Annotated in this window: 20 protein-coding genes; 13 read left to right on the top strand and 7 right to left on the bottom strand. The window is 66.6% G+C overall.

What is annotated here, in order from left to right; translation table 11 throughout:
- Positions 1-4: 4 nt before the first annotated feature.
- From AC1DVR_RS01045 to dxs, 5 genes are read left to right on the top strand one after another with little or no spacing between them, the layout of a single operon-like run.
- The gene (locus AC1DVR_RS01045; RefSeq protein WP_477998660.1) at positions 5-1,060 is read left to right on the top strand and encodes an alanine racemase; all 1,056 of its coding nucleotides are present in this window, start codon (positions 5-7) and stop codon (positions 1,058-1,060) included.
- A gap of 53 nt (positions 1,061-1,113) precedes the next feature.
- Complete coding sequence (locus AC1DVR_RS01040) at positions 1,114-2,040, top strand: histone deacetylase family protein (RefSeq protein WP_477998659.1); 927 nt, start codon at positions 1,114-1,116, stop codon at positions 2,038-2,040.
- Positions 2,033-2,272: an exodeoxyribonuclease VII small subunit gene (locus AC1DVR_RS01035; RefSeq protein WP_477998658.1), complete on the top strand. Its 240-nt coding sequence runs from the start codon at positions 2,033-2,035 to the stop codon at positions 2,270-2,272. Before AC1DVR_RS01040 ends, AC1DVR_RS01035 begins: the two co-directional genes overlap by 8 nt.
- Complete coding sequence (locus tag AC1DVR_RS01030) at positions 2,269-3,135, top strand: polyprenyl synthetase family protein (RefSeq protein WP_477998657.1); 867 nt, start codon at positions 2,269-2,271, stop codon at positions 3,133-3,135. Before AC1DVR_RS01035 ends, AC1DVR_RS01030 begins: the two co-directional genes overlap by 4 nt.
- A gap of 7 nt (positions 3,136-3,142) precedes the next feature.
- Entirely contained in the window at positions 3,143-5,062 is a 1,920-nt protein-coding gene (gene dxs, locus AC1DVR_RS01025) for a 1-deoxy-D-xylulose-5-phosphate synthase (protein WP_477998656.1), read from the top strand.
- A gap of 48 nt (positions 5,063-5,110) precedes the next feature.
- On the opposite strand, the gene AC1DVR_RS01020 is transcribed toward dxs, so the two are convergent.
- The 3 genes from AC1DVR_RS01020 to AC1DVR_RS01010 form a co-directional block, all read right to left on the bottom strand.
- The gene (locus tag AC1DVR_RS01020) at positions 5,111-5,320 is read right to left on the bottom strand and encodes a hypothetical protein (RefSeq protein WP_477998655.1); all 210 of its coding nucleotides are present in this window, start codon (positions 5,318-5,320) and stop codon (positions 5,111-5,113) included.
- Positions 5,317-6,057 carry a COG4280 domain-containing protein gene (locus AC1DVR_RS01015; RefSeq protein ID WP_477998654.1) on the bottom strand — a complete coding sequence of 247 codons (741 nt, stop codon included), beginning with the start codon at positions 6,055-6,057 and terminating at the stop codon, positions 5,317-5,319. Before AC1DVR_RS01015 ends, AC1DVR_RS01020 begins: the two co-directional genes overlap by 4 nt.
- Before the next feature lie 61 nt (positions 6,058-6,118).
- Entirely contained in the window at positions 6,119-7,030 is a 912-nt protein-coding gene (locus AC1DVR_RS01010) for a LysR family transcriptional regulator (RefSeq protein WP_477998653.1), read from the bottom strand.
- A 179-nt stretch (positions 7,031-7,209) separates the two neighbouring features.
- On the opposite strand from AC1DVR_RS01010, the gene AC1DVR_RS01005 reads away from it, so the two are divergent.
- Positions 7,210-8,376 carry an MFS transporter gene (locus tag AC1DVR_RS01005; RefSeq protein WP_477998652.1) on the top strand — a complete coding sequence of 389 codons (1,167 nt, stop codon included), beginning with the start codon at positions 7,210-7,212 and terminating at the stop codon, positions 8,374-8,376.
- Between the two features lie 84 nt (positions 8,377-8,460).
- Here the strand turns inward: AC1DVR_RS01005 and AC1DVR_RS01000 are convergent, their stop codons facing one another.
- The 3 genes from AC1DVR_RS01000 to AC1DVR_RS00990 all read right to left on the bottom strand — a co-directional run bounded on the left by AC1DVR_RS01000 (position 8,461) and on the right by AC1DVR_RS00990 (position 11,171).
- Positions 8,461-8,982 carry a Dps family protein gene (locus tag AC1DVR_RS01000; protein WP_477998651.1) on the bottom strand — a complete coding sequence of 174 codons (522 nt, stop codon included), beginning with the start codon at positions 8,980-8,982 and terminating at the stop codon, positions 8,461-8,463.
- A gap of 249 nt (positions 8,983-9,231) precedes the next feature.
- Positions 9,232-9,534 carry a UBP-type zinc finger domain-containing protein gene (locus tag AC1DVR_RS00995; RefSeq protein WP_477998650.1) on the bottom strand — a complete coding sequence of 101 codons (303 nt, stop codon included), beginning with the start codon at positions 9,532-9,534 and terminating at the stop codon, positions 9,232-9,234.
- The gene (locus tag AC1DVR_RS00990) at positions 9,531-11,171 is read right to left on the bottom strand and encodes an FAD-dependent oxidoreductase (RefSeq protein WP_477998649.1); all 1,641 of its coding nucleotides are present in this window, start codon (positions 11,169-11,171) and stop codon (positions 9,531-9,533) included. The genes AC1DVR_RS00995 and AC1DVR_RS00990 overlap by 4 nt, the downstream gene beginning before the upstream one ends.
- A 270-nt stretch (positions 11,172-11,441) precedes the next feature.
- On the opposite strand from AC1DVR_RS00990, the gene AC1DVR_RS00985 reads away from it, so the two are divergent.
- The 3 genes from AC1DVR_RS00985 to AC1DVR_RS00975 all read left to right on the top strand — a co-directional run bounded on the left by AC1DVR_RS00985 (position 11,442) and on the right by AC1DVR_RS00975 (position 14,071).
- Positions 11,442-12,983: a sensor histidine kinase gene (locus tag AC1DVR_RS00985; RefSeq protein WP_477998648.1), complete on the top strand. Its 1,542-nt coding sequence runs from the start codon at positions 11,442-11,444 to the stop codon at positions 12,981-12,983.
- Positions 12,980-13,627 (top strand): response regulator transcription factor, encoded by a 648-nt coding sequence (locus AC1DVR_RS00980; protein WP_477998647.1) that lies wholly within the window; start codon positions 12,980-12,982, stop codon positions 13,625-13,627. Before AC1DVR_RS00985 ends, AC1DVR_RS00980 begins: the two co-directional genes overlap by 4 nt.
- Before the next feature lie 78 nt (positions 13,628-13,705).
- Positions 13,706-14,071, top strand: a complete 366-nt coding sequence (locus AC1DVR_RS00975; protein WP_477998646.1) for a response regulator transcription factor — start codon at positions 13,706-13,708, stop codon at positions 14,069-14,071.
- 153 nt (positions 14,072-14,224) lie between these two features.
- Here the strand turns inward: AC1DVR_RS00975 and AC1DVR_RS00970 are convergent, their stop codons facing one another.
- Positions 14,225-15,205, bottom strand: a complete 981-nt coding sequence (locus AC1DVR_RS00970; protein WP_477998645.1) for an alpha/beta fold hydrolase — start codon at positions 15,203-15,205, stop codon at positions 14,225-14,227.
- A 404-nt stretch (positions 15,206-15,609) separates the two neighbouring features.
- Here AC1DVR_RS00970 and AC1DVR_RS00965 point away from each other — a divergent pair, with 404 nt between their 5' ends.
- The 4 genes from AC1DVR_RS00965 to AC1DVR_RS00950 all read left to right on the top strand — a co-directional run bounded on the left by AC1DVR_RS00965 (position 15,610) and on the right by AC1DVR_RS00950 (position 19,617).
- Positions 15,610-16,272, top strand: a complete 663-nt coding sequence (locus AC1DVR_RS00965) for a DsbA family oxidoreductase (protein WP_477998644.1) — start codon at positions 15,610-15,612, stop codon at positions 16,270-16,272.
- Complete coding sequence (locus AC1DVR_RS00960) at positions 16,269-17,417, top strand: FAD binding domain-containing protein (protein WP_477998643.1); 1,149 nt, start codon at positions 16,269-16,271, stop codon at positions 17,415-17,417. Before AC1DVR_RS00965 ends, AC1DVR_RS00960 begins: the two co-directional genes overlap by 4 nt.
- A 49-nt stretch (positions 17,418-17,466) precedes the next feature.
- Entirely contained in the window at positions 17,467-19,182 is a 1,716-nt protein-coding gene (gene poxB, locus AC1DVR_RS00955; protein WP_477998642.1) for a ubiquinone-dependent pyruvate dehydrogenase, read from the top strand.
- A gap of 75 nt (positions 19,183-19,257) precedes the next feature.
- Positions 19,258-19,617 carry a cupin domain-containing protein gene (locus AC1DVR_RS00950; protein WP_477998641.1) on the top strand — a complete coding sequence of 120 codons (360 nt, stop codon included), beginning with the start codon at positions 19,258-19,260 and terminating at the stop codon, positions 19,615-19,617.
- The last annotated feature ends 23 nt before the right edge of the window (positions 19,618-19,640 follow it).

Here is a 19,640-nt window from a genome sequence, read left to right as displayed (position 1 = left end):
TGCGATGCGGATCGAGGATGTCGAAACCCCTGCCGTTCTGGTCGATCTTGACCGGGTCGAGGCCAATATCCACCGCGCACAAAGCCTGTTTGACCAATTGGGCAAGGGCTTTCGCCCGCATGTCACGGCCCATGGGATCCCCTTTCTGGCGGGGCTTCAGATGCAGGCCGGGGCCATCGGCATCACCTGCCAGACCATCGCGGAGGCGGAGGTTTTCGCCACCGATTTTGACGATATCCTTCTGTGCCACAACCTGCTGTCGCCCGAGAAAATCGCCCGCGCCCGCCGTCTGGCCGAAGCGGGGCAGCTCCGCGTCGTGGCTGACAGTGCGGAAGGTGTGGCGGCGCTGTCCTCGGGCATGGCGGGCAGCGCCCTGCCCCTTCCCGTTCTGGTCGAATGCGACACCGGCAGGGCGCGCTGCGGCGTGCAAAGCCCCGAGGCCGCGCGCGATCTGGCCCGCGCCATCGCCGCCGCCCCGGGCCTGCGCTTCGGCGGGATGATGACCTGTCCCGGCCCACAAAGCCAAGCCCGGGTCGAGGCCTTTCTGTCGACCGCAGCCGCGCTTTGCCTGCCGGATGTCGGGCCCTGCGAGGTGATCTCGACCGGGGGGACGCCCTCGCTGGCTTTGGCGGCGCAGACGCCATCGATGACGGAATATCGTGCGAGGGCCTACATTTACAATGACCGCGCCCTGCTGGCGCGCGGCACTTGCCCCGTGGAGGATTGCGCGCTGACTGTTCTGACCACGGTGGTGAGCCGGCCCACGCCCGACCGTGCCATCCTGGATGCGGGGGCGAACTCGCTCACCTCGGGTCTTTTCGGACTGGAGGGTCATGGCATGATCCCGGCCTATCCCTCGGCTTCGATCACCGGCCTCGGCGCGGAGCATGCCCATGTCGATCTGCGGCTCTGCGGGGCGCGGCCCCGGATCGGCGAGAAACTGCAGGTGATCCCGAACCACGCCAGCGCGGTGAGCGCAGTTGCAAGCCAGGTGATCCTGCACCGCAGCAACGCGGTGATCCGCCCGGCTGAGGTGGTGGTGCGCGGCGGTGCGTTGTGACGGCTTGCCTCGGGCCCCGCTTTCCCCTTTGATCGCGGCAAAAGGGGGATGCCATGACCTTGTTCTATGCCCATGCGGCCGCCAGCCGCCATCGCACGCCTGCCGGCCATCCCGAACAGGTGGCGCGGATGGAGGCTGTCCAGAAGGGCGTCGCGAGCCTGAGCCTGACCCGGCGCGAGCAACCTTTGGCCGCCGAGGCGGAACTTTTGCGCTGTCATCCGCAAGCCTATATCGACCGGATCCGCGCCGCCGAGCCTCTGTCCGGCACGGCGCAGCTCGACCCTGACACCTGGATGTCGCCCGGCTCTTTCGAGGCGGCGCTGCGGGCGGTCGGTGGCGCTTGTGGGGCGGTGGACGCGGTGCTGGCGGGCGAGGACAAGACCGCCTTCGTGGCCTCGCGCCCGCCGGGTCACCATGCGGAAACCGCGACGCCGATGGGGTTTTGCCTGTTCGGCACCGTCGCGATTGCGACCAAAAGGGCGCTGGACCACCATGGTCTTGCCCGCGTCGCCGTGGTGGATTTCGACGTCCATCACGGCAATGGCACGCAGGATCTGCTCTGGAACGAGGGGCGCGCGCTCTTCGTCTCCAGCCAGCAGATGCCGCTCTGGCCCGGCACCGGGGGGCGCGAGGAAAAGGGCGCGCATGGCCAGATCCTGAACCTGCCGCTGCCGCCCGAAAGCAGCGGGGGCAGGATGCGGGCGGTCTATGAGGCCGAAGTTTTCCCCGCGCTTGCCGCCTGGAAGCCCGAACTGATCCTGATCAGCGCCGGTTTTGATGCCCATGAAGATGACCCTCTGGCGCAGCTGAACTGGCAGACCGCGGATTTCGCCTGGCTGACCCACAAGCTTTGCGACCTCGCTGATGCCTCGGCACAGGGCCGGGTGGTATCCTGCCTGGAAGGCGGCTATGATCTGGCGGCGCTGGCGGCCTCGGTCGCGGCGCATGTGGGCGTTTTGCAGGAGCGTGGCCTTGGCTGATAAACCCGTCGTAGAGATGACCTTTGAAGAGGCCATGGCCGAGCTGGAAAAGGTCGTCACCCAGCTGGAACGCGGCGATGTCGCGCTGGAACAATCGATCGCGCTGTATGAGCGCGGGGCAGCGCTGAAGGCGCATTGCGCGGGCAAGCTCAAGGATGCCGAAGAAAAGGTTGAACTGATCCGCGCCGCCGAGGGCAAGGCCATGGGCGTCACCCCGGTGGAGGGGATGTGAGCTTTCCCGATATCCTCGCCGCCGATGCCGCCGCCATTCAGGCGCGGCTGACTGCGGCCCTGTCCGACCGTGCCGAGGTGCCTGTGGTGGTGGCGATGCGCTATGCCCTTCAGGGCGGCAAGCGTCTGCGCGGCTTTCTGGCGCTGGAAACCGCACGATTGTTCGGTCTGGGTGACCGCGCGATCAGTGCGGCAGCGGCGGTCGAGGCCTTGCACGCCTATTCGCTGATCCATGACGATCTGCCGTGCATGGATGACGACGATCTGCGGCGCGGCCTGCCGACGGTTCACAAGAAATGGGACGAGGCGACCGCCGTTCTGGCCGGGGATGCTTTGCAGACCCTGGCCTTTGAACTTCTCTGCGATCCGGCCCTGGGGTCGGCAGAGGTGCGGATGGGTCTTGTTCAGGGCCTTGCCAGGGCCTCGGGCGCCGAGGGCATGGTTCTGGGGCAGGCTTTGGACATGGCGGCAGAGGTGGCGGCAGAGCCTTTGACGCTGGACCAGATCACAAGGTTGCAAGCCGGCAAGACCGGCGCGCTGATCGGCTTTTCGGCCGAGGCCGGGGCGATCATCGCAGGCGAGGACCGGGCGGCGCTGGCCGGATATGCAAGGGCGCTGGGGCTGGCTTTTCAGATCGCCGATGACATTCTGGATGTGAAGGGCGATCCTGCCAAGGCAGGCAAGCGGCTGGGCAAGGATGCGGCGGCAGGCAAGGCGACCTTTGTCTCGCTCCTTGGGCTGGAAGGCGCCGAGGCGCGGGCCCGCGACCTGATTGCCGAGGCCGAAGCCTGCCTTTCGCCCTATGGCAACCGGGCTGCGACCTTGATTGCGGCGGCGCGCTTCGTTATCGCGCGGGAAAGCTGAGGAATCCATGTCCGACACATCGCGCCCCATCACCCCGACGCTTGACCGCGTGCAGTTTCCCGCCGACCTGAAATCCTTGACGGACCGTGAGTTGCGGCTTCTGGCCGATGAACTGCGGGCCGAGACGATCTCGGCCGTGTCGGTCACCGGCGGCCATCTGGGCGCGGGTCTGGGCGTGGTCGAACTGACCGTGGCGCTGCATGCGGTGTTCGACACACCGCGTGACAAGTTGATCTGGGATGTCGGCCACCAATGCTATCCGCACAAGATCCTGACCGGCAGGCGCGACCGCATCCGCACCTTGCGGACCGAGGGTGGGCTTTCGGGTTTCACCAAGCGCAGCGAGTCGCGGTATGATCCTTTTGGTGCAGCGCATAGCTCCACGTCGATTTCGGCGGCTTTGGGCTTTGCAATGGCGGCCGAACTGGGTGGCGATCCGGGTGATGCGATTGCCGTGATCGGCGACGGCTCGATGTCCGCCGGCATGGCGTTCGAGGCGATGAACAACGCGGGTGCCTTGAAGAAGCGGATGTTCGTGATCCTGAACGACAACGAGATGTCGATCGCGCCGCCGGTGGGCGCGATGTCGTCCTACCTGTCGCGGCTTTACGCCGGGGCGCCCTTCCAGGAGATCAAGCAGGCCGCCAAGGGCATGGTCAGCCTGCTGCCCGAGCCGTTTCAAGAAGGCGCACGCCGGGCCAAGGAAATGCTGAAAGGCATGACCGTCGGCGGCACGCTGTTTGAGGAGCTGGGGTTTTCCTATGTCGGCCCGATAGATGGCCATGATCTGGACCAGCTGCTGCCGGTCTTGCGCACCGTCAAGGCGCGGGCGACCGGGCCGACGCTGATCCATGTGATCACAAAGAAGGGCAAGGGCTATGCCCCCGCCGAGATGGCCGCCGACCGGGGCCATGCCCGGGCCAAGTTCGATGTGCTGACCGGGGTGCAGAAGAAATCGCCCTCCAACGCGCCGTCTTACACCAAGGTTTTCGCCGAAGCCCTGATCCGCGAGGCCGAGGCCGACAGCAAGATCGTCGCCATCACCGCCGCGATGCCGGATGGCACCGGGCTGGACCTGTTCGCGACCCGCTTTCCCAGGCGCGTGTTCGACGTGGGCATTGCCGAACAGCATGCGGTGACCTTTGCAGCGGGTCTTGCGGCGGGGGGGATGAAGCCGTTCTGCGCGCTTTATTCCACCTTCCTGCAGCGCGGTTACGATCAGGTCGTGCATGATGTGGCGATCCAGAATCTGCCCGTGCGCTTTGCGATTGACCGGGCCGGGCTGGTCGGCGCCGATGGCCCGACCCATGCCGGGGCCTTCGACGTGGCCTACCTCGCCAACCTGCCGAACCTCGTGGTGATGGCCGCGGCGGATGAGGCGGAGCTGGTTCATATGGTCGCGACCGCCGCCGCGCATGACTCCGGTCCGATCGCCTTCCGCTATCCGCGCGGCGAGGGTGTTGGCGTTGAGATGCCCGCCAAGGGCGTGCCCCTGCCGATCGGCAAAGGCCGCATGATCCGCGAAGGCGCGCGCGTGGCGATCCTGTCCTTTGGCACCCATCTGGCCGAGGTTTTGAAGGCCGCCGAGGCGCTGGCCCTGCGCGGCCTGCCGCCCACTGTGGCCGATGCCCGCTTTGCCAAACCGCTCGACCGCGATCTGATCCTGCAGCTGGCGCGCAGCCATGAGGCGCTGATCACCATTGAAGAGGGCGCCATCGGCGGCTTTGGCAGTCATGTCGCCCAGCTTCTGGCCGAAGAGGGCGTCTTTGACACCGGGCTGAAGTTCCGCAGCATGGTCTTCCCCGATGTCTTCATCGACCAGGCCTCGCCCGAAGCGATGTACCGCGCCGCCGGGATGGAGGCGCCGCAGATCGAGGCCAAGGTTCTGGAAACGCTGGGCATTGCTGTGGTGGGCCCGCGGGCCTGAGGTCTGCGCGCCTGAGGTCTGCGGGACGGGAAGACCCGGCCGCAGCCCCTACCGCCGCCGGGTCTTGCGCCACAGGCTCAAGCCTAGCACGGCAAGACACCCCGCCAGCAGCAGGACCCCGCCCAGAAGCGGTGCGACCCCCAGAAGCTTGACCGCCCCTGCGACCAGCGCGATCAGCACGGCCGCTTGCAGGGCCATGGCCCCGTCATCGACGAACATGCTCAACGTCTCGTCCCAGATCAGGATCAGCCATTTCATCGCGCGCCCTCCAGCCCGGGTTTGGCACAAAGGCGCACCGCGCCGAGGGCGAAGACGAGGAACAGCGCAAAGATCCAGACCAGGGCCAGATCCTCGCCGGGCCACGCCGCGCCGAGCCCCTCGCCCGTCCAGAACACCCCGAAGGCGCAGAGCATCAGGCCCACGACGAATTTCAGCGTGTTCTCCGGCACCTGCACCAGCGGGCGATGCACGACGGCGCCCAAAATCAGCACAAGGACCACCGCCGCCAAGGCGCCCATGCCCGCCCAGAAGGTCTGGCCATGCGCCGCGCCGACCGCGATGACGATGAAGACGACCTCCACCCCCTCCAGCAGCACGGCCTTGAAGGCGGCGGTGGCGGCCATGACATCGGCCCGGCGCTCGGCGGCCAGCGCCTTCAGCTCGTCGGTTTCCCTGGCAAAGGCCAGCGCCTCGTCATGCAGCGGAATCCACCCGGCCGCGCGCAGGATCGCCTTGCGCAGCCAGCGCAGGCCGAACAGGATCAACAGGCAGCCCACGGTGAACCGCAGCGCCCCGATCGGGATCAGGGCCAGAACCGGCCCGAAGATCAGCACGATCAGCACCAGAACGCCCAAGGCCAGCGCCGAACCGGTCAGCGCCGGGCGCCAGCCTCGGGTGATGCCGACGGCGAGGACGATGGTGAAAGCCTCCACCACCTCGACCAGCGAGGCGAGGAAGGCGGCGGTGATGGTGGGGAAAAGCGCGGTCCAAGTCATCGCTGAGGCATCCCGCAGTTTGCGGGCCGGATCAATCGGAAAAGGCGGCGGCGGGCGCGCTTCAGGCGTCAGAGGTGCCGTGGCGGGCCATCTCGGCCAGAAAATGCGCTTGCAGGGCATCGGCAAAGACCCGCACCTTGGCCGGCACCAGCCGCCGGGTCGGATGGACGGCCCAGATCGCGGTCTCCTCGGGCAGGACATCGGCCAGCGGCAAGGACACCAGACGGCCACGGGCCAGATCCTCGGCGGCAAACCATTGCGACAGATAGGCGATGCCGACCCCGCCGCGGCAAACGCCATGCAGCGTCTCGAAGGAATTGGCACTGAAGCGGCCGTGGACCCGGGCAGACAGCGCCTCGCCCGTGACGCGGTGGCGAAAATCCCAGCGGTCAAAGCCACCCAGCGTCAGGCATTCATGCCCCGGCAGATCGGCCAGGTTCTGTGGCGCGCCGCGACGCTGAAGGTATTCGGGCGTGGCGCAAAGCACGCGTTGATTGGCCGCGATCTTGCGCGCCACGAGCGAGTTGTCGCGCAGGTTGCCGATCCGGATGGCCAGGTCGATGCCATCGGCCACGATGTCCACCACGCCATCGGTCTGGATCAGATCGACGCTGAGCCCCGGGTTGGCCGCCAGCACCGCCGGGATCATCGGCGCCACCATCAACCGCCCGAAGGCGATCGAGGCGGTCACGCGGAGCAGACCCTGCGCGCCCTCGCCCGCCGGGCGCAGCGCCTCGCGGCTGGTGGCGGCCTGATCCAGCATCGCTTCGGCATAGGGCAGAAAGGTCTCGCCTTCAGGCGTCAGGCCCACGGCGCGGGTGCTGCGATGCAAGAGCCGCACGCCCAGCTCCGCCTCCAGCGCCGCCAGCCTGCGGGTCACGGTCATCGAGGTCAGCCGCAGGCGCCGCGCGGCCCCCACAAGACTGCCGCTGCGCACCGCCTCCACCAGAATTTCCAGGTCATCGACGTTCATTATAACCTTTAGTGTGATACCGCCCACCCAAATGCAACGGCTAATGTCGGAATCGGAAAGACGCTAGATAGGGCGTGCAAACAGTCGCGGTCTGGAACCGCATGGAGTACGAGATGATCAATCCGACATTCGGGCCCGCGCAGCCGGTCCCAACCCAGCCAAAAGCAAAGGCCTCCGAGTTGAAAATACCGCAAGAGATCGGGCGTGGCACAATCCTTGCCATGGCCGTTGCCGCCGGGGCCGCTGTCGCGAACCTTTACTACAACCAGCCGATGCTGGAGATGATCGAGAAGGACATGGGCCGCACCGGCGTCAGCCTGGTGCCGACCGTCACCCAGCTGGGCTATGCGGCGGGCCTGTTCCTCCTGGTGCCGCTGGGCGATGTGCTGGAGCGCAAACGCCTGATCATCCTGCAGTTTCTGGTGCTGGCCCTGGCGCTCGTCGGCGCGGCGGTGGCGCCGGGCGGCTGGTCGCTGGTCGCCGCCTCGGCACTGATCGGGCTCAGCTCGACCGTGGCGCAGCAGATCGTGCCCTTCGCCGCCCATCTGTCGAATCCTGACAAGCGTGGCGCCACGGTCGGCACCGTGGTGTCGGGCATCCTGAGCGGCATCCTTCTGAGCCGGACGATCTCGGGCTATGTCGGCAGCACGCTGGGCTGGCGCGAGATGTTCTGGATCGGCGCGCCTATCGCCCTTCTGGCGGCGGCGACCGTGCAGCTGACCCTGCCGAAAAGCCAGCCCGATCAGAAAGTGTCCTATGGCGCCCTCTTGCATTCGCTGGCCGGCCTGTGGCGGGAATTCCCCGCGCTGCGCCTGGCCGCCGTGTCGCAGGCGCTGGTCTTCGGGGCTTTCTCGGCCTTCTGGACGGTGCTGGCCTTCCGCCTGCAACAGCCACAGTTCGGCTATGGCGCCGAGGTGGCGGGGCTGTTCGGGCTTCTGGGTCTGACCGGCATTCTGGCGGCCCCGATTTCCGGTCGCATCGCCGACAAGCGCGGCCCGCATACCGTGATCGCCGTGGGCGCGGTTCTGACGCTGGTGTCCTGGGTGATCTTCGGGCTCTGGACCTCGATCGCCGGGCTGATCGTCGGGGTCGTGGTGCTGGATTTCGCGATGCAGGGCAGCATGGTGTCGAACCAGCATGTGATCTACGCCCTGCGGCCCGAGGCACGTTCGCGGTTGAACACGATCTTCATGGGGTCGATGTTCCTCGGTGGTGCCGCCGGTTCGGCCCTGGCGACGTTCCTGTGGCCCTATGGCTGGGCTGCGGTTTCGGCGGGTGGTGCGCTGGCCGGTCTGGTGGCGGCGGGGCTGCAACTGAACAGCATCCGCAAACGCGCGGCCCGTTGAGGGTCGCTGCTTCCTCCCCTTGGTAAAATGAAATGTGCCGCGCTGGTGACAGCGCGGCACATTGGTTTTGGCAGGAGGGAAGGTTCAGGCGGTCATCGGGCTGCGCAGCGTCTCGAACAGGAACCAGCCGCGCTTTTCGCCCTCGTCGATCCAGTTCTCGAGCAGGCTGGCCGAGGCGACATCGCCGCCTTCGTCGCAGATGTCATGGACGCGGCGCATCTCGCCCAGGATCTGCAGGTTGTCGCTGTGCAGTTCGGCCAGCATGTCCTGCGGATCGACGTAGTCCGCGTCATTGTCGAGGATGGTCTGGGTGTTCATGATGCCGGTGATCGAGCGCAGCGTGGTGTGCCCCAGCTTTCGGACCCGTTCGGCCAGCGGGTCGGTCATCGCCAGAACCTCGTCGCCATGGTCGTCCAGCATCAGGTGGTAGTCGCGGAAATGCGGGCCGCTCATGTGCCAGTGGAAGTTCTTGATCTTGAGGTAAAGCGCGAAGGCATCGGCAAGGATGCGGTTCAGCCCGGCGGCGATGTCGCGGGTGGCCTCGGCGGACAGGTCGGTGGGCGTGGCCAGATGGCGGGCGGAGGCGGTTTTCTTCGGTTGGGTCATGGCAGGTCTCCTCTGGAATGATGCGATGGTAACGCGGGGCGGATGGTGTCGTTCCTTTTCAGCCAGAAGGTCCGAACCCGATCCCCCAAGGCCTTGCGGAAAGGTTAGACCCGGCCTTTGCTTTTCGCATCGCATACAAAGGTTTGGTCCTGTCCGGCGCGCAGCCCCGCGAATCCCACCCATGACGGAAACGGCCCTGCGGAGTGCCACTCCGGGGGCCGTTCGGGCAGTGTTTTCGCGGGTGGGGTGTCAGTAAAAGCGCGGGATCGGACCCAGTTGCGGGGTCTGGTCTGGCAGATCGACCTCGATCTTGTCGACATAGCACCAACCCCAGCCTTCCGGCGGGTCGTAGCCCTCGATGATCGGATGGCCGGTGGCGTGGAAATGCGCCCTGGCGTGGCGGTGCGGGGAATCGTCACAGCAGCCGACATGGCCACAATCGCGACAGAGCCGCAGGTGGACCCAGGCGCTGCCGATCTTCAGGCAGTCCTCGCAGCCCTTGGCACTGGGCTGGACCGTGTGGATCGTGTTGGTGTGAGTGCAGCGTTTCATCTTGCCTCCTCGGTCTGTTGGGCCAGCATGGTGTGGATCTGCGAGACGACGGCCGCACCCTCGCCCACGGCGGCGGCGACGCGCTTGGTCGATCCGGCCCGCACGTCGCCGATGGCAAAGACGCCGGGCAGGCTGGTTTCCAGTGACAGGGCACCCTGGCCAGTCTTGACGAAGCCATGCGCATCCATGTCGACGCAGGCCCGCGCCCAATCCGCGTTGGGATCGGCGCCGATGAACAGGAAGATGTGGCGCAGGCTGCGGCGGGTGATGGCGCCCGTGGTCCGGTCGCGGAAGCTTGCGGCCTCAAGCCCGGTCTCGCGGGCACCCTCGAGGCTGGCGAGTTCGGACCCGACGTGCAGTTCGACATTGGGCAGGGCGGCGATCCGGTCGATCAGGTAGCGCGACATGGTTTCCGCCAGCGGGCGGCGCACCACCAGATGCAGGCGGCGGACCTGCGGGGCCAGAAAGACCACCGCCTGACCCGCCGAATTGCCGCCACCGACCAGCGCCACCTCTTCCCCCGCGCAAAGCCGCGCCTCGATGGGCGAGACCCAGTAGGACACGCCCGCCCCTTCAAAGGTCGCAAGGTTGGGCACATCGGGCCGGCGATAGCGCGCGCCCGCCGCAATGACGATCGACCGCGCCCGGATCTTGCGATTGTCGGCACAGGCGAGGGCCAGCTGGCCTTCCCGCAGGCTCAGATGGTCGACCTGCACCGGAATCGCGATCTCGGCCCCGAATTTCAGCGCCTGATTGAAGGCCCGCGCCGAAAGCGCATGGCCCGAGATGCCGGTGGGAAAGCCGAGGTAATTCTCGATCCGGGCCGAGGCTCCAGCTTGCCCGCCCATCGACTGGCCATCCAGGACCAGAACCGACAGCCCTTCGGAGGCCGCATAGACCGCCGCCGCCAAGCCGGCGGGCCCGGCGCCAACGATCGCCACGTCATAAAGCTTCTCCGGCCCGAGATCCGGCACGATGCCCAGACAACCGGCCAGGGCGGCATCGGTCGGGCAGCGCAGGATCTGGCCGCCGGGGCAGACCACCAGCGGCAGTTCCGCCTCCAGCACGCCGGTGCGTTCGACCAGCGCGCGGCCCTCCTCGTCCAGGCTGGCATCCAGCAGCAGATTGGGCATCCCGGCACGGGTCAGGAAGTTCTGCAGGCGCAGCACATCCGGGCTGCCCGGCGCGCCGATCAGGATCGTGCCCGCGCCGCCATGGCCGATCAGCCCGACCCGGCGCAGGATCAGGGCGCGCATCATGATCTCGCCGATCTCGGCCGAGCCGATCATCAACGCGCGCAGGTGCGGCGCATCGAAGGGCAAGGCCACGCAACCCTCCGGCCCCGCCGCCCCGGCCGCCAGTGAGGGGCGGCCGGACAGCTGGTTCACCTCGCCAGTGAACTGGCCGACGGCATGGGTGGTGACGGGCGCCAGACTGTTCAGCCCATCGCGGCGCGTCACCACAATGGCGCCCGACAGGACCAGCCAGGTCGCCACCCCGCTGGCGCCAATGGCGAAAACCGTCTCTCCGGGGGCGAAATCCCGTGCCGGGGCACTGGCAAAGCGGGAGGCGATCGCGACCTGGGCTGGGGTCAGTATCGGGAAGATCTGGTGCTCCCGGCCATCGGTTTTGGACATAGACTATTTCCTCCTCGGAAGGGACGGGCTCGGAAGCGACGGGTGCCATTCCCTGCGGGCACCTTCGACGCGGCCTTGCTTGCGGCCAATCATACAGAAGTTTGCTTGCGCCGTCGCGCCACCCCAAACTTCAGTATGATGGCACGACACGCGCTTGTGCCTGATGGTTCATCAGATCACTGGACCAGACAAAGAGCCGCCGTCATGCGCCGCGAGGCCGACTTGCCCCCGCGGCGTAACAACGTCAGATTGAAAAGGTTCCGGCGATCGGTGGCAAGGGTTCAGGAGGCGGCCATACAGGGCGACAGGCAGGCAAGGCGGATCGTCGGCACCGTGCATTGCGCGGCGGCACTGGCGCTTGCGCTGGCCATCTTCGCGCTGGACGTGCTCAGCCCGCTTCAGGGCGCCGTGGCCGTGCTTTACACGATTGTCGTGCTGATCGCCGCCCGGCCGGGTCAGCGCAGCCTGGTCTTTGCCGCGGGCGCGGTGTCGGCGGCCCTCGCCCTGGTCGGCTATGCGATCAGCCATGGCGAGGCGCCGTTCGGGTCGCCGGCCATCCGGCTGGGCGTCAGCCTTCTGGCGATCTGCGTCACCAGCCTTCTGTCCGCCAGCCAGATCGCCCAGGCCGCACAGCGCCGCCGCGCCGATGCGCGCTATGCCACCATCCTCAACGCGTCGGGCTTTCCGATCTGGGAATCCGACTGGTCGCAGGCCTATGCGATGTTGCAGGGCGGCGCCGAGCCGACACCCGAACTCGCCCACAAGGCGGCTGCTTCGGCCTTTGTCCGCCACGCCAACCAGCAGGCGGCCCAGCTGTTCGGCTATGCCGACCGGTCCGAACTGATCGGCGGCAACATCCTGCAGAGACACACTTTGGGCGGGCAGGGCATTCAGGCCCGGATCTTCCAACGCCTGCAGGCCGGCGAATCCCCGGTGGAGGCCGAGGTGCAGTTCATCAAGCTGACGGGAGAGGTGATCGACGTCCTGTTGCGCGTCTCGCGCCCGCCGGATGATGAGGGCTGGAACCATGTGCTGGTCACCGCACTGGATGTGACCGAGCGCAACCGGGCCCACAAGGCGCTCGCGGAATCGCATTCCGAGCTGATCCACATGGCGCGCGTCATGACCCTGGGCCAGATCGCCGCCTCCATCGCGCATGAGGTCAACCAGCCGCTTTCGGCGATCATCACCTATGCGAAATCCGGCCGGCGCTGGTTGGCGCGCGATGTGCCGCAGGTCGCCGAGGTCAAGGATTGTCTGGATCAGATCGCCGCCAATGGTGCCCGCGCCGCCGATGTGATCGCCCGGATCCGCGATCTGGCGCGCAAGACCGAGCCGGTCCATGCCAATATCGCGCTGGATGCCGTTCTGGCCGACACGATGATCCTGCTGCAACGCGACCTCTCCGCCGCCGGCGTCTCGCTGGTTTCGGCGCTGCCGCCGGACCTGCCGCAGGTCTGCGCCGACCGCGTGCAGCTGCAACAGGTCCTGCTGAACCTGATCCTCAATGCGCAACAGGCGATGGCCACGACCGACGACGACAACCGCGCGATCAGGATCGAGGCCGAGGCGGAGGGCGGATTCGTGCGGATCGCACTCAGCGATGCCGGAACCGGGCTGGCGGGGGCGGACCCGGAAACCCTGTTCCGCCCCTTCTTCACCACCAAGGCCGAGGGTATGGGCATGGGCCTGACCATCTGCCGCAGCATCATGGAACAACACGGCGGCAGCTTGCATGCGGCGCAGAACCCGCTGGGCGGGCTGACGATGCACATGCGCCTGCCCATCGCACAGACAGGAGCTTGCGCATGACAGATCATCTGGAGAACGGCTGCGTCAACGTGATCGACGATGACCCCGGGCTGCGCGGCTCGATCGGCTCTTTGCTGCGGTCCTGCGGTTATCACGTTCGTCTCTTCGATTGCCCGGCCGCCTATCTCGCCGCAGAGATGCCGGAGGCGCGGTGCTGCCTTGTGCTCGATATCCGGCTGTCGGGGGAAAATGGCCTCGACTTTCAGGAAAGCCTCACCGGTCAGAAACACGCCGTGCCGGTCGTCTTGATCACCGGGCATGGCGATATTCCGATGACGGTGCGCGGCATGCGGGCCGGGGCGATCGACTTTCTGCCCAAGCCCTTCGGCGATGACCAATTGCTGGAAGCCGTGGCAAAAGCCCTTGATACGGATCAGGAAAGACGCAACGGCGCCTTGATGACGGCGCGGGTCCAGACCCATTACGATGGGCTGACCGCGCGCGAAAAAGAGGTGATGGCCCTGGTTGTGACCGGCCTGATGAACAAGCAGGTGGCCGCGCGCCTCGACCTCAGCGAGATCACCGTCAAGATCCACCGCGGCAACGTGATGCGCAAGATGGATGCCCAGTCGCTGGCCGACCTCGTGCGCATGGCCGAACAGCTTGGCGTGCGGGACGCGAGTATCCATCGGTATAACATTTAGGTATGATAGTGCGCAGGGCGCAGGCAGGGTATATCTTGGATGTCAGGCGCATTCTGTCCTGGCGATCGGAGTCCTCGCATGCCTCATCCCCTGTTGATTGCGATCGTCGATGACGATCCCGGCGTCCGCGGCAGCGTGGACAGCCTGTTGCGATCCGCCGGGATGGAGGGTTTGGGCTTTGCCACGGCCGAAGAGCTTCTGGGCTATGCCACCCCCGACAAATTCGCCTGCATCGTCACCGATCTGCACATGCCCGGCCTGTCGGGCATCGAGCTGCAGGAAGAGCTGATGCGCCGGCATTGGGAGAAGCCCCTGATCCTGATGACCGCCTATCCGACGCCCGCCGCGCGGCAACGCGCCCTGACCTGCGGCGCACGCGATTTCCTGGCCAAACCGATCGACCCCGACGCGCTTCTGGACGCGATCGAGGCCGCGACCAGTTAGGCGGCGTGCCGCAGACTGGCAGAAATCAGTGTCAGCACATCACGCTGCAGCTCGCCCCTTCGCCGGGCGGGGCAGCGGTTTCGTCCGGAGCTGCAACGCAAAAAGGGAGGGCGGATCCGATCCGCCCTCCCTTCGTCGTCGTGATCCGCAAGCTTACTTCTTGATGAAGGCCAGAAGGTCGGGGTTGATCACATCGGCATTCACGGTGAGCATGCCATGCGAGAAGCCYTTGTAGATCTTCTTCTCGCCGTTCTTCAAAAGCTTGATCTGCAGTTCGGCRGCRTTCTTGTAGGGCACGATCTGRTCGTCATCGCCCTGCAACACCAGCGTCGGCACGGTGATCGCCTTCAGATCCGCGGTCTGGTCGGTCTCCGAAAAGGCCTTGATGCCGTCGTAATGCGCGATGGCRCCRCCCATCATGCCCTGRCGCCACCAGTTGTCGATCACCCCTTGCGAGACCTTCGCGTCRGGCCGGTTGAAACCGTAGAAGGGRCCCGAGGCGAGGTCGAGGTAGAACTGCGCCCGGTTGGCGGCCAAGGCGGCGCGCAGGCCGTCGAACACCTCCATCGGCAGGCCATCGGGATAGGCCTCGGTCTTCAGCATGATCGGCGGGACGGCGCTGACCAGGACRGCCTTGGCCACCCGRCCCTGCGGCTCGCCGAAYTGCGCGACATAGCGGGCCACCTCGCCGCCGCCGGTCGAGTGGCCGATGTGGACGGCRTTCTTCAGGTCGAGATGCTCGGCCACGGCAGAGGCATCGGCGGCGTAATGATCCATGTCATTGCCGGTATCGGCCTGCGACGAGCGGCCATGGCCGCGGCGGTCATGCGCCACGACGCGGTAGCCATTGGCCAGGAAATACAGCATCTGGGTATCCCAGTCGTCCGAGGACAGAGGCCAGCCGTGGTGGAAGACGATCGGCTGGGCATCTTTCGGGCCCCAGTCCTTGAAGAAAATCTCCACGCCATCTTTCGTTTTCACAAATCCGCTGGACATTTCGTGGTCTCCGTTCTGAGGTTTTTTCTTGGGTTTGGTGTCGCCGAAGGCCTGACCCGCAAGGCAGGCCGAGCTGGCGAGGGCCGCTGCGCTGCCGACAAAGGCACGCCGGGTCAGCCAGAAGTTCGGATCGGACATGAGCATTCTCCGCCTGAAGTGTTCCAAGCCGCAGCACGCCCGGATGCAGGGGGAGGGTCCCGCACTCACCGATCATCGCCGCCTTGGCCTTCCCGTGTTTAGGGGGCGGATGCCGGGGAAGGAATCATACGAACGTTTGCAGTGACAGGCAGGGGGGAAATTTCGTCCCGCTGCGGTGGCGGCACGTTCGAACGAATTATAGTACGATAATATTCCTTTGTATACAGCATCTTATAACGCCCACCCTCCGCCGTGCTGCTGCAACATCCGGACCGTCCGGCTTGGACAAAACCTTCGTATGCTTTCAAAGCCCCGCCGAAGCCTGCACCTTCTGGTCAACCCGACGCTGTCGCAGGTTACCGCACAGCCTGTCGCAAACCCCCGTTTCGGAAGTGGAAAAGATGATGGACACCCCGCCAAAGCTCTGGACACTGGTCGTCGTGTCGGACTCGATCTGCCCCTGGTGTTTTCTCGGCAAGCGCCGGATCGAGGCGGCGCAGGTCACTCTCGCTGCCGAGGGGCTGAATTTCGACCTTGAATGGCGCCCCTTCCAGCTGAACCCCGACATGCCCGACGCCGGGATGGACCGGCCCACCTACCGCGCCGCCAAATATGGGGCGGCTGAAAGTGCGGCGATGGACCGGCAGATCACCCGGATCGGCCAGGAGGTCGGGATCGGCTTCCGCTATGACCTGATCGAGCGCACCCCCAACACGATGGCCTCGCATGTGATGATCGCCGATGCCCTGCGCGCCGGCGGCACCCTGTTGCAGAACCGCGCGGTCGAGGCGGTGTTTCAGGCTTATTTCACCCAGGGCCGCGACATCGGCAGCAGGGAGGTCCTGCGTGACATTGCGCGGGACGTGGGCTTTGAACACGGCCCCGCGATCGACCCCGGCCTGTGGGAGACCGTCGAGCTTCTGGACCGCGACGCCCGCCGGGCCGGCATCCGGGGCGTGCCCAGCGTACTTCTGGGCGAGGATTTCCTCTTCAGCGGCGCGCAACCCGCCGAAATGATCGTCACGGTCTTGCGGCAAGCGGTCGGATTTGCGGGAGACATGGCATGAGCGCGCGCGGCGCGGCCTCCGCACGGGATCTGCCGCGGATCGCGGTGGCCGGAGGGTCGATTGCGGGTCTTGGCGCCGGTCTGGCGCTGCATCGGGCCGGGTTTGCGGTGGATGTCTACGAAGCCGATCCGGGGCCCCTGCGCGCAGCGGGCGCCGGGCTGGTGGTGCAGCCTGAACTGAGCGCCCTGCTGCAGGTGCCGGGTGGCCCGGTTCTGCCCGTGACGCGGTGCAGCGGGCGGCGCCACCTTGGCTTCGGCGGAGGGGTCGGGCCGGTGCAGCCGATGCCGCAGCAGTTCACCTCCTGGGATGCGATCTACACCACGCTGCACCAGCAGTTCCCCCCGGACCACTATCATCCCGGCGCGGCCGTGGGCGAGGTGACCCTTTCGGAGGCTGGGGTCAGGCTGGAAGTGTCGGGCCGTGGCACCGTCGAGGCCGATCTGCTGGTGGCCGCCGATGGCAGCCAGTCGCCGATCCGCCGCCGCCTGCTGCCCGCGCTGGAGGCGGATTATGCTGGTTACGTCGCCTGGCGCGGCACTGTGCTGGAGGCGGAGATGCCCGTCGACCTCGTCGATGCCTTCGACGATATCTTCTCGTTCAGCGATGCGCGGTCGGGCGGCCATGCCCTGGCCTATTTCATCCCCGGGCCGGGCCTGGCCACGGCGCGCGGCCACCGGCAGATGAACTGGGTCTGGTATGTCGGGGCCACGCCCGGCCAGCGCGACGCGCTTCTGGTCACGCGGGATGGCCACCAAAGGCACGCCTCGCTGCGCCGGGGCATGGCGCGGGACGAGGTGGTCGCAGCGCTGCCCGGCCAAGCCGCCCGCGAGCTGCACCCGAATTTCGCCGCTCTTGTTGCTGCGACCCGCCAGCCCTTTTTGCAGACCATCGTCGATCTGGGCGTGCCGCAAACCGTGTTCGGCCGGACTGTTCTCACCGGCGATGCGGCCTTTGTCGTGCGGCCCCATACCGCCGGCGGCGCGGCCAAGGCTGCCCGGGATGCCCAGGCGCTGGCCGATGCGCTGCTGCAAAGCCCCGGCGATGTCGACGACGCCATGGCCAATTTCCAGCGGGGCCAGCTGCGCTATGGCAACCGCCTGCTCGACTACGGCATCGAGCTGGGCCGCCAATGGGCCCGCCTCTGAACCGCGAACCCGCGTCACCATTCCGTCTGAACCTGAAGGAAGTCCCAACATGAAGATCTCCGAACTCATCGCCGAAACCCTGGCCAATGCCGGTGTCAAACGGATCTGGGGCGTGACCGGCGACAGCCTGAACGGCCTGAACGAGGCGCTGCGCGTGCAGAAACGCATCGACTGGATGATGACAAGGCACGAAGAGGTGGCGGCCTTTGCCGCCGGGGCCGAGGCCGCCCTGACCGGCGAACTGGCCGTCTGCGCCGGCAGCTGCGGGCCGGGGAACCTGCATCTGATCAACGGGTTGTTCGACTGCCACCGCAACCATGTGCCGGTTCTGGCGATTGCGGCGCATATCCCCTCCTCCGAGATCGGGCTGGGCTATTTTCAGGAAACCCACCCGCAGGAGCTGTTCCGCGAGTGCAGCCATTTCGTGGAACTGGTAACCAACCCGGCCCAGATGCCCGAGGTTCTGCACCGCGCGATGCGCGCCGCCATCGGCAAGCGCGGCGTGGCGGTGATCGTGGTGCCCGGCGATGTGGCCTTGCAAGAGGCGCCGGCCGGGGCCTCCGCCACCTTCGCCGCCCCCGCCGTGCCGCGCATCCTGCCCGCCGCGACCGAGATCGCCAAGCTGGCCAGGATCCTGAACGAGGCGGAGGCGGTGACCCTGCTTTGCGGCAGCGGCTGCGCCGGCCAGCACGACGCCGTGGTGGCCCTGGCTGAAAAGCTGCAGGCGCCGGTCGTTCATGCCCTGCGCGGCAAGGAACATGTCGAGTGGAACAACCCTTATGACGTCGGCATGACCGGGCTGATCGGCTTCTCCTCGGGCTATCACGCGATGGAAAGCTGCGACACGCTTCTGGTTCTGGGCAGCGACTTTCCCTATCGCAACTTCTATCCCAAGGGGGCGAAGATCCTGCAGGTCGATATCGACCCCGCGCAACTTGGCAAACGCGCGCCGCTGACGCTGGGCATCGTCGGCGATGTGGGCGAGACCATTGCCGCCCTTCTGCCGCATCTGGACGGCGCGGCCGACCCTGGCTTCCTGACCGCCGCCCGCAAGCACTATGCCAAGGCGCGCGCCGGTCTGGACGATCTGGAACGGCCAAGCGCGAGGGGCCGGCCGATCCATCCGCAGTATCTGGCCCATATGGTCAGCAAACTGGCCGCAGAGGATGCGGTGATCTCGGCCGATGTCGGCACGCCGACGGTCTGGGCGGCACGTCATATCGCGGTCAACGGCAAGCGGCGGCTGCTGTTTTCGGCCAACCACGGCTCGATGGCCAATGCTCTGGCGCAGGCTTTGGGGGCGCAGGCTGCGGCGCCGGGGCGGCAGGTGATCTCGCTGTCCGGCGATGGCGGGTTCTCGATGTCGATGGGCGATCTTCTGTCGCTGCGCCAGCTGAAGCTGCCGGTGAAGGTGGTGATCGTGGACAACAGCGAATTGGGCTTTGTCGCGCTGGAGCAGAAGGCCGGCGGCTTTGTCGACACCAATGTGCATTACGACAACCCCGACTTTGCCGCCATCGCAACTGCCTCGGGGATTCTGGGCATCCGGGTCGAGGATGCCGATGATCTGGAAGCCGCCCTTGCCCGCGCCTTTGCCCATGACGGACCCGCCGTGGTCGCCGTGAAGACCGCGCCGCAGGAACTGGTCATGCCGCCCGCGATCACCCTTGCCATGGCCAAGGGGTTCAGCCTGTTCATGCTGAAAGCCGTGCTCAGCGGGCGCGGGGACGAGGTTGTCGAACTGGCGAAGACCAATCTGCGCTGACCTTTCCCGCAGGACCTCGCCAAGCGCCCGGCAGGGCGGCTATACCTGCCGGGCACCGGTTTTCCTGGAGACGACATGATCGACCTTTCCGTATTCACCGCGCTGTCGGGCATCGACCTTGGCGCTTTGGCCGACAAGCCGACCACGCTGAACCCCGGCCAGCAGGAGGCGGCCCAGTCGCTGTGGGCCTCGCCGGATGGTGCGCTGGACATCGGGCTTTGGGAATGCACGCCCGGGCGCTTCACCGCGGACCGCTCCGCCGCGGCGGAGTTCTGCTATTTCCTGCAGGGCAAGATCGTGATGACCCAGCTCGACGGCACGCCGCGCGAACTGGGGCCGGGTGATGCGGTGATGCTGCCGCGCGGCTGGAAAGGAACGTGGGAGATCGTCGAGCACACCCGCAAGATCTATGTCTTCCTGACCGATCCCACCTGAGGCCCGGTGGCTCCGATGACGCC

The organism is Rhodobacter sp. P2_H5 (assembly GCF_056403335.1).
Note: the sequence above shows the minus strand (reverse complement) of the source record. Positions and strands in the feature narration are given on the sequence as shown.